Genomic DNA, 307 nt, shown 5'->3' on the forward strand with positions numbered 1-307 from the left:
CATGCGCCACTTGGCCAACTGCGCAGCGAGGTCCTCGCTGGACCAGGTTTTGCCGCGCCCATCCAGCGCCACCACATGGATGTCACGTGGCAACGCCGCGAGAATCGCGGCGCCTTCGTCCTGGATCTGTCTCTTATACACATCTCCGAGCCCACGAGACCCGTGACCGAATCTCGGTTTGCGGGGTGTGGGTGGAAAAGGGGGGGGGGGGGGGGGGGGGGGGGGGGGGGGGGGGGGGGGGGGGGGGGGGGGGGGGGGGGGGGGGGGGGGGGGGGGGGGGGGGGGGGGGGGGGGGGGGGGGGGGGGG

Annotated in this window: 1 pseudogene; it reads right to left on the reverse strand. The window is 75.6% G+C overall.

From position 1 onward, the window contains the following. A pseudogene (locus JHD67_RS22955) lies at positions 1–132 on the reverse strand (23S rRNA (pseudouridine(1915)-N(3))-methyltransferase RlmH); the annotation flags it as partial. Positions 133–307 lie beyond the last annotated feature (175 nt).

Origin of the sequence: Dyella sp. ASV21, from assembly GCF_016428975.1 — a bacterium.
In the GTDB taxonomy this organism is placed as follows: Bacteria; Pseudomonadota; Gammaproteobacteria; order Xanthomonadales; family Rhodanobacteraceae; genus Dyella.